Raw genomic sequence first — 2,246 nt, 5'->3', positions numbered from 1 at the left:
ATAGCCTGTTTCAGGCGTGGTGGCGACAATGCCGAACGCGACCAGTGCACCGGCCTCTGCCTGCGGCACTGCGACACGAATGGCGGACTGAAAAGCAGCCACATCACGAATCACATGATCGGCAGCCAGCACCAGCAGGAGCGGATCGGCCGCATCTGCAGAGGCCTTGAGCGCTGCAAGAGCAATGGCCGGTGCCGTATTGCGGCCCACTGGCTCCAACAACACGTTGTCGCCCAAGGCACCACGCTGACGCAACTGCTCGGCCACCAGAAAGCGGTGCGCCTCATTGCTGATCACCAGAGGCCTGTCGGTTCCCAAGCCCTCCAGGCGCGCCAACGTGTTCTGCAGCATGGTGCCCCCCCCTTCGAGCTGCAGGAACTGCTTGGGGTAGCCCTCTCGGGAAAGCGGCCAGAGTCGGGTACCGGAGCCACCAGCCATGATCACGGGAACAAGCGCGGACATCTCGGGACTCCTGTCGAATCTGCTTGGTCATGCATACAAAAAATCAGCCAATCACCAGCTTGAACATCAGCCGACGATCAGCGCCTTCAGCCATTCCGTCTTCGCCCGCATCAGCGACGCGTCAGCACGCGCCTCCACATTCAGGCGCACCACCGGCTCGGTGTTGGAGCGGCGCAGGTTGAAGCGCCAGGCCGGGAACTCGCGGCTCAGGCCATCAAGCGCGGACTCGGAGACCAGGGTCTCGCGCCCGGCCGCCAGCTCGACCTGCACGGCAGCCTCGACACGGGCCAGCGCGGCGCCGGCGTCGGCGACCTTGAAGTTGATCTCGCCGCTGCAGGGGAAGGCCGACTGGGCGTCGGCCACCAGCGCCGACAGCGGGCGGTCCTCGGCGACCAGACGCTCCAGCAGCAGCAACCAGGGAATCATGCCCGAGTCGCAGTAATGGAAGTCGCGGAAGTAGTGGTGGGCCGACATTTCACCGCCGTACACGGCGTTCTCGGTGCGCAGCGCGCCCTTGATGAAACTGTGGCCGCACTTGCTGACCACGGCGCGACCGCCGGCGGCCTCGACCTGGGCGATGGTGTTCCAGGTCAGGCGGGTGTCGTAGACCACCGAGCCACCCTTTTCATGCTGCAGCAGCTGGGTGCCGAGCAGCGCCACCAGGTAATAGCCCTCGATGAACGCGCCGGTCTCGTCGAAGAAGAAGCAACGGTCGAAGTCGCCGTCCCAGGCGATGCCGAGGCCAGCCTGTTCCGCGCGCACCACCGAGGCGGTGTCTTCCTGGCATTTGGCCAGCATGGGGTTGGGCACGCCGTTGGGGAAGCTGCCATCCGGTTCGTGGAAGACCCGGGTGATGTCCAGGTCCAGCCCCGCCACCAGGGCATCGAAGGTCGGGCCGGCGCAGCCGTTGCCGGCATTGACCACCAGCTTCAGACGGCGACCAGCGGCGGCGCGGGCCGCAAGGGCCTGGCGCAGACCGTCGAAATCCACGAAGCCGCGCACCTTGGCGACATAGCTGTCGTGCAGGTCGAGCGCGGCGTGCAGCGCCGGGTCGGGCCGGTACTGCGCACCATCGGTCAGCGGGCCGAAGGCGTAGCCATTGTCCTGCCCGGCCGCCGCGGCCTGCTCGGCCAGGAACTGACGCGTCAGCACCTCGATCTCGCCCAGGCCGTCATCGCCACTGATCGGGCGGGCTTCGCCACGCACCATCTTGATGCCGTTGTCACCCACCGGGTTGTGGCTGGCGGTGATCATGATGCCGCCACCCGCCCCGGGCTGGCCGGCGGCGTGGTAGACCATCTCCGTGCCGCCTAGGCCGATATCGCGGGTGGCCACGCCCTCGGCGTTGAGGCCGGCCGCCAGCGCGCGCGCGAAGTCGGCACTGGTGTCGCGGATATCACGGCAGATGGCCACCGGCCCCTGCGGGCGGATCACGCGGGCATAAGCGCGGCCAATGGCGTGCACCATGTCGATATGGAGCTGGGCGGGCACCGGGCCGCGGACATCATAGGCTTTGAAAGCAGGCAGTGCGGCAGAGGGTGGGTTGCTGGACGTCATGAAAACAGAACTCTCGACAGGAGGAAACAGACAGGAAGTATAACGCCGGCAGGAACCATGCTGGCCGGTGCGCGCCCCGCCAGGCCAGCTGGCACGCACCGGCGGCACACGGCCTCAGACCGTGTCGCCACGCCCGATGCCGACATAGGTGAAACCCTGCTCCTTCAGCCAGGCCGGATCATAGACATTGCGTCCGTCGAAGATCACGGGCTGGCTCAGCAGGCCCC

General features: G+C 66.8%; 2 protein-coding genes. Both read right to left on the bottom strand.

What is annotated here, in order from left to right; all coding sequences use genetic code 11:
• A partial coding sequence (locus C5O18_RS08710; RefSeq protein ID WP_158249317.1) for a sugar phosphate nucleotidyltransferase occupies positions 1–462 on the bottom strand: 462 nt, incomplete at its 3' end.
• A gap of 66 nt (positions 463–528) precedes the next feature.
• The gene (locus C5O18_RS08705; RefSeq protein WP_105193184.1) at positions 529–2,019 is read right to left on the bottom strand and encodes a phosphohexomutase domain-containing protein; all 1,491 of its coding nucleotides are present in this window, start codon (positions 2,017–2,019) and stop codon (positions 529–531) included.
• Positions 2,020–2,246: the final 227 nt, after the last annotated feature.

It is taken from the genome of Amnimonas aquatica, from assembly GCF_002943415.1.
GTDB classification, from domain to species: Bacteria; Pseudomonadota; Gammaproteobacteria; order Pseudomonadales; family Moraxellaceae; genus Perlucidibaca; species Perlucidibaca aquatica_A.
This window is presented reverse-complemented; position numbering and strand designations above follow the sequence as displayed.